Annotated in this window: 6 protein-coding genes and 1 pseudogene; 4 read left to right on the forward strand and 3 right to left on the reverse strand. The window is 51.1% G+C overall.

Translation table 11 applies throughout. The features are described 5' to 3' along the window. Window positions 1–2: 2 nt before the first annotated feature. The 3 genes from A7589_RS20230 to cueR are packed head-to-tail and all read left to right on the forward strand — an operon-like array spanning window position 3 to window position 3,741. A complete protein-coding gene (locus tag A7589_RS20230) occupies window positions 3–2,165 on the forward strand; it encodes a type I secretion system permease/ATPase (protein WP_108188986.1) in 2,163 nt (720 codons plus the stop codon). Continuing rightward, the gene (locus tag A7589_RS20235; RefSeq protein WP_001014327.1) at window positions 2,162–3,337 is read left to right on the forward strand and encodes an HlyD family type I secretion periplasmic adaptor subunit; all 1,176 of its coding nucleotides are present in this window, start codon (window positions 2,162–2,164) and stop codon (window positions 3,335–3,337) included. Before A7589_RS20230 ends, A7589_RS20235 begins: the two co-directional genes overlap by 4 nt. Beyond that, window positions 3,334–3,741, forward strand: a complete 408-nt coding sequence (gene cueR / locus A7589_RS20240; protein WP_001026751.1) for a Cu(I)-responsive transcriptional regulator — start codon at window positions 3,334–3,336, stop codon at window positions 3,739–3,741. Before A7589_RS20235 ends, cueR begins: the two co-directional genes overlap by 4 nt. A gap of 4 nt (window positions 3,742–3,745) precedes the next feature. Here the strand turns inward: cueR and A7589_RS20245 are convergent, their stop codons facing one another. The 3 genes and pseudogenes from A7589_RS20245 to A7589_RS23730 form a co-directional block, all read right to left on the reverse strand. Beyond that, entirely contained in the window at window positions 3,746–3,949 is a 204-nt protein-coding gene (locus tag A7589_RS20245) for a hypothetical protein (protein WP_024257417.1), read from the reverse strand. Next, window positions 3,946–4,368, reverse strand: a complete 423-nt coding sequence (locus A7589_RS20250) for a hypothetical protein (RefSeq protein WP_024257418.1) — start codon at window positions 4,366–4,368, stop codon at window positions 3,946–3,948. Before A7589_RS20250 ends, A7589_RS20245 begins: the two co-directional genes overlap by 4 nt. A 101-nt stretch (window positions 4,369–4,469) precedes the next feature. Further along, window positions 4,470–4,853, reverse strand: a pseudogene (locus A7589_RS23730) (YadA C-terminal domain-containing protein); the annotation flags it as partial. A 1,424-nt stretch (window positions 4,854–6,277) separates the two neighbouring features. Here A7589_RS23730 and A7589_RS20260 point away from each other — a divergent pair. Further along, the gene (locus A7589_RS20260) at window positions 6,278–6,640 is read left to right on the forward strand and encodes a hypothetical protein (RefSeq protein WP_001001642.1); all 363 of its coding nucleotides are present in this window, start codon (window positions 6,278–6,280) and stop codon (window positions 6,638–6,640) included. Window positions 6,641–6,765: the final 125 nt, after the last annotated feature.

Genomic DNA, 6,765 nt, shown 5'->3' on the forward strand with positions numbered 1-6,765 from the left:
TAATGAAAAAAAATGCCCAGTCCGTGGAAGCCTGGCTGGAGGCGATGATCGCCGTGGCACGCTATTATCGCCTCGATTTTTCTCAGGAGAACGTGCGCGCAACTGTCAACTGGGAGCGCGACAGCAAGCGGGAAGAGTTACTTACCGACATGGCGCGGCAGTTGGGGATGGGGCTGCGGCTGGTCGAGTTCTCCGCCGACTCGCTCAACCCGTGGCGGCTGCCGTTGATCGCGGTTTTTGATAATCAACAGGTTGGGGTGATCACCCGCCGCGACAATCACGACAATATCAGTATTCAGTTCAGCGGTGACGAAGGGCTGGAAACTACGCTGAACGTCGCGGATGTTGAGGATAAAATTGTCGAACTGGCGCTGCTGCGCCCGCTCAGCGCCATCCCTGATGCGCGCGTAGATGACTATATTCGCCCGTATCAGGCGAACTGGTTCTGGAATCTCTCGCTGAAAGACTGGCGGCGCTACGGCGATATTATGCTGGCCTCGCTGGTGGCGAACGTGCTGGCGCTGGCGGCGATGGTGTTCTCGATGCAGGTTTACGACCGCGTCGTTCCGGCGCAATCCTACCCGACGCTGTGGGTGCTGTTCGCCGGGGTGATGATGGCGATCCTGTTTGAGTTTTGTATGCGCATGGTGCGCACACATCTTTCCGATGTGATTGGTAAACGGGCGGATTTACGGATTTCGGATCGCGTTTTTGGTCATGCATTACGGCTGAAAAATAACGTGCGATCGAAATCCACCGGCTCGTTTATCTCGCAGATCCGCGAACTGGAATTGGTGCGTGAGCTGATTACTTCCACCACCATCGGCGCGGTGGCGGATCTGCCGTTCTTCCTGCTGTTTGTCTTTATTTTGTGGATGATCGGCGGCTGGCTGGTGCTGGTTGTTTTGCTGGCGCTGCCGTTATTAGTGATCCCCGGCCTGCTGGTGCAACGCCCGCTGGCGCGGCTGGCGAACGAAGGTATGCGCGAGTCGGCGGTACGCAACGCGACGCTGGTGGAAGCCGTGCAGTCGATTGAAGATATTAAACTGCTGCGCGCCGAACAGCGTTTCCAGAATCAGTGGAATCATACCAACGACGTGGCGTCCTCCATCAGCATGAAGCAACGTTTTCTCACCGGGCTGCTGCTCACCTGGACCCAGGAAGTGCAGTCCATCGTCTACGTGGTGGTGCTGTTGGTGGGCTGCTTTATGGTAATGAACGGTGACATGACCACCGGCGCGCTGGTCGGGACGACGATCCTGGCTTCGCGCACCATCGCGCCGCTGTCGCAGATATCCGGCGTGCTCTCGCGCTGGCAGCAGGCAAAAGTGGCGCGTAATGGCCTTGATGAACTGATGAAGCGCCCGGTGGATCAGCCGGAACACGGCAAACTGGTGCATAAAGCGGTGCTGAACGGCAATTATCAGTTCAGCAACGCTATCTTTTATTACGACGAAGAAGAAAAGATTGCCGATGTGGCGATTGGCAAACTCAACATTCAGGCCGGAGAGAAAATCGCCATTCTCGGGCGCAACGGCGCGGGTAAATCAACGCTACTGCAAATGCTCGCCGGAATGCGTATCGCCCAGCAGGGGCAGGTGCTGCTGGATAACATCAGCATCGGGCAACTTGATCCGGCAGATCTGCGCCGCGACATGGGGCTGCTGAGCCAAACCGGACGACTGTTTTTTGGTTCGCTGCGGGAAAACCTCACCATGGGAATGCCGGAGGCCAGTGATGAAGATATCGAACGCGCATTAATCCTCAGCGGGGCGCTGCCCTTTGTGCAGAAGCAGAAAAACGGCCTCAACTACATGATTCAGGAAGGGGGATTTGGCCTTTCCGGCGGTCAGCGGCAAACGCTGCTGCTGGCGCGGCTACTCATCTCTCAACCCAATATCGTCCTGCTCGACGAACCCAGCGCCTCGCTGGATGAAATGGCGGAAGCGCATTTAATCGAACAACTGAAACAGTGGATTGGGCATCGCACGCTGATTATCGCCACTCACCGCACGGCGATGCTGCAACTGGTGGACCGCATCATTGTGATGGATCAGGGTCGCATTGTGATGGACGGCGCGAAAGAGACTATTTTGCGTGAACAGGGCGAACCCACGGCGCGACGCGTGGTGTTGCAGGAGAAGAATAAGGGGTCTGCCGCATGAACGGACAACTGCAATACAACCGTGGCCTGACTGAACCTCGCCTGCCGCGTTCGGCGCTGGCGGTACGCGTTACCGCTGTGATGCTGCTCTGTTTTCTCGGCTGGGCGTGGTACTTCCAGCTTGATGAAGTGACCACCGGCAGCGGCACGGTAGAACCCTCCGGGCGTGAACAGGTGGTGCAGTCGCTGGAAGGCGGGATTTTGTATCATCTCGACGTGAAGGTTGGCGATATTGTTGAACAGGGTCAGCCGCTGGCGCAGCTTAACCGCACCAAAACGGAATCCGACGTTCAGGAAGCGATGTCGCGCCTGTACGCGGCGCTGGCAACCTCGGCGCGGCTGCGGGCGGAAGTGAGTAATAAACCGCTGGTCTTCCCTGACGAACTGAATAAATTCCCCGAACTTATCGAGTCGGAAACGGCGTTATACAACACTCGCCGCGACGGACTGAACAAAGCCACTACCGGGCTGACGCAGGGGATTAGCCTGGTCAACCGCGAACTGGCGATGACCCAGCCGCTGGTGAAACAGGGCGCGGCGAGCAGCGTCGAAGTGCTGCGTTTACAGCGCCAGGCCAATGAACTGGAAAACAAACTCAGCGACGTGCGCACGCAATACTACGTACAGGCGCGGGAAGAGTTAGCGAAAGCCAATGCGGAAGTGGAAACCCAGCGTTCGGTGATCCGTGGGCGTGAAGACTCCCTCACCAGGCTCAACTTTACTGCGCCAGTTCGTGGCATTGTTCAGGATATTGATGTCACCACGGTTGGCGGCGTCATTGCCCCCGGTGGTAAACTGATGACCATCGTGCCGCTGGATGAGCAACTGCTAATTGAGGCAAAAATCTCCCCGCGCGATGTGGCGTTTATCCATCCGGGGCAAAAATCGCTGGTGAAAATTACCGCTTACGATTACTCCATCTACGGTGGTTTGCCGGGGGAAGTGGCGGTGATATCACCGGACACCGTGCAGGATGAAGTGCGGCGCGATGTTTATTACTATCGGGTGTACATTCGCACTTTCAGTAATCATCTGGAAAATAAAAGCAAACAGCAGTTTCCGATATTTCCCGGCATGGTGGCGACGGTCGATATCCGCACCGGCAAAAAGAGCGTGCTGGATTATCTGTTGAAACCCTTTAACAAAGCACAGGAGGCGTTGCGCGAACGATGAACATTAGCGATGTAGCAAAAATTACCGGCCTGACTAGCAAAGCCATTCGCTTCTATGAAGAGAAGGGGCTGGTGACACCGCCGATGCGCAGCGAAAACGGTTATCGCACTTACACGCAGCAGCATCTCAACGAACTGACCTTACTGCGCCAGGCGCGCCAGGTGGGCTTTAACCTGGAAGAGAGCGGCGAACTGGTGAATCTGTTTAACGACCCGCAGCGCCACAGTGCCGACGTCAAGCGGCGCACGCTGGAGAAGGTGGCGGAGATCGAGCGACATATCGAAGAACTGCAATCCATGCGCGAACAGTTACTGGCGCTGGCGAATGCCTGCCCCGGTGATGACAGCGCCGACTGCCCGATTATCGAAAATCTCTCCGGCTGCTGTCATCATCGGGCGGGGTGAAAAATCAGTTAATTCCCGTTTGCACAGAAAGAATGTGCTGCAAACTTTCTACCATAATGCGCCCCGACTGAAATAAGCCTTCCTGGATTTCGTTGTTAACATTCACAGCGTGAACCAGGGAGGCTAATAACACCACTTGCAGGAAGGCAAAAATAAACGCACCGATAATCATAATATGCGTCATGGCTATTTTCTTTTGCTCCTTCATTTTAAATAGCCCACAAACTGGCCTTCTTTCATTAATGCGACTTTTCCTGTGTGATGATAAACAATGACATTATACAGACCCGACTGATAAACCGTAGCATCGGTATTATCTTCATCTATGGCACATAATGAATCATTGAGATAAGCAAAGTTTTTACTGCTCATTCTGAAGGTGACGCCAAATCCTTTATAAATGGATTTTTTAGCGGCCTGGGCATGTTGTGCGGCTTCTGCGTTCTTATAAGCCTGTGCCTCGGATGCGCTTAAAATAGCCGCCTGACGCTGCTGTTCGGCAAGATAACAGGTGTCATGAGATACGCCTTGTGTCTGGCAATCTGCGATGCGGGAAGCGGGAGAGCTACAACCTGCCAGCATGATTAACGCCAGAAGGGAAATCGATTTAATGGTGCTATTCATCATTGTTAACCTTAAAATGTAGTAAAGAGTAAAAACAGGCAAACGTCCTTGCTCTAATTTATTTAATGGTTTTTATTGATATTTATAAAGTATCCAGAGAAATATTAGAACGAATATCCCACACCGACACCCGCACCGAAATCAGATTGCGTATCCGCAGAAACTCCAGCTTTAATTACTGTGTGGATCCCGGCATTAAAAGACGTGCCGACAGATACCGCTGATTCACCATTAAACGTTCCTGCGCCCGCAGACACCATCATTAAATCACCGGTTTTCACCTGCGGCTGTGAGGCAATGGCAATAGCTGACGCGATCCCCGCATTGGCATCTTTACGGTTGTCTTCAACTTCGTTTTTCAGTGAGCTGAAATGGTTATTGAGCGTATTAATTTGTTGGCTGTTATCCGCTACTCGTTTTTGAGTGGTTGATAACTGCTGATGTGTATCGGTGGAATCCTGCACCAGGTTTTGAATTTGTTCACCGTAATGAACGCTATCTATCTGTTGTTGTGCCGCCAGCTTGCTTACTGCAGTGTTGGTTTTTGTTATATCGCCATGAATTTCTTCCAGTTCTTTTGTGTGGTTCTCGGTAGCAACACTTTGAGATACCGTCGTCATGGTAGAAGAAAGAGCGTCAATTTTTTTCCCTTGTTCCGCAGAAGCGCGCGTGCTGGCTTCATTTTCCGCAGCCAGTTTAGCGTTGACCATACTCTGATAACGGGCGGCGGTCTGAACATCACCGGTAGCTGCGACCGTTTTTTGTGTGGCTTCGATTTGCTTTTGTTGCTCGGTAATCTGCGTTTGTTGGGCTTCGGCTTGTTGCTGCTGTGCGTTATCCGCAGCCTCCTGACGGGCGTTTACCATACTCTGATAACGCGCTGCGTTTTGGACATCACCGGTAGCGGCGACTGTTTTTTGTGTAGCTTCGATTTGCTTTTGTTGTTCGGTAATCTGCGTTTGTTGGGTTTCGGCTTGTTGCTGCTGTGCGATATCCGCAGCCTCCTGACGGGCGTTTACCATACTCTGATAACGGGCTGTGTTCTGGACATCACCGGTAGCAGCAACCGTTTTTTGCGTATCGTTAATTTGGTCTTGTTGAGCTCTAAGAATGTTCTTCTGTTCGATAATGTCGTCAGTATTTTTATGAATAGCCGCTTTGCTGGCGTCAATCTCGGTTTGCGCTGACGTAATGGCCTGGTGCGCTTCATTGGCGGTCGACACTGCTGTGTTAGCGGTGGTTTGCGCATTCTGGATGGCTGTATCCTGTGCCGCATCGCGGTCTGCCTGGGTCTGTTCCGGGGAGATATTTTCGCCCGTCTCTGAAGATATATACCCATGCGAAAACAGATAGTCTTGCGCGGCTTCTGTATTTCCAGTACGAATCATGAAGCGTCCAATTTTCTGGTCAACTTCTTCATGTGACATCCCTGGTTGGATTGCCTCCAGTTCTGTCGCTGCCGCCTCAATCGTATCACCCGCAAATGCGGATGGACTTACAGCAGTAGCAATAACGACGGCCAGTAAAGACATCTTTACAGTTTTCATTCATTTTTTCTCAATCAAAGTAAGTCGCATTTGTGTTTCTTATAGCAACATTAATTGTTGTTATAAGAAATGTTATGCGTTTCGTATTTATCGAAATCTACGCTGGCATTTGTGTGATGTAAAGCGTGTTTTTATACGATGTAAGCGTAAACACTACTTAATGGAAACTAAAAATGTTTCCATTAGAAATAAAATGGAAAATAATTTTGTGCCATTTCTCTGTAAGAAATCGTAAAGACTTGTTTTGATAAGCGAAATAAACTCCGTTTCTGTACTAAACGTGATGCTGTTGCTGATGTATGTTAGAATGCGTTTCTTTGATAAATCTCAATTTTTAAGAGGTTTGCGCCAGGCAGGAAAATTAAATGAATGAATTTGAGAAGATTTTTAATGAAATGAATCTGGACAGGGCGCTACTCCCTATCCTTTTTCGTTCGAATCGCTCCACGGTGTGGAAGTATTTAAGCGGCGATAGTACGGCTCCTGCCTCTGCCATGTCGCTGATCATGCTGTTGCAGTTGATCCAGAAGAGGAACCCCGATCTGTTAGCCGAATGGTTAACGCTTTCTGATTTCACCATTCCGCCAGAAGTTTACCTGGATCAGCCCGATTACTGGAAAGGGTGGGTGTATACCCAACATAAGGTCAATAAAAACGTCCTGGAATATTTAAAAAAACATTATCCGGATGAAGACCAGAAAGGTATGAATAAAGGCCGGGAAGAGTAAATTACCAATGCCAGATTACATGGTGGATTCGGGCACAGACTTGTTGGCATGATAAAACGCGTTAGTATCGTATCAGGCATTCGTGCATAATTGCCGGATGCGGCGAGAACGCCTTATCCGTATAT

The organism is Escherichia sp. MOD1-EC6475 (assembly GCF_003046645.1).
Classification (GTDB): Bacteria; Pseudomonadota; Gammaproteobacteria; order Enterobacterales; family Enterobacteriaceae; genus Escherichia; species Escherichia ruysiae.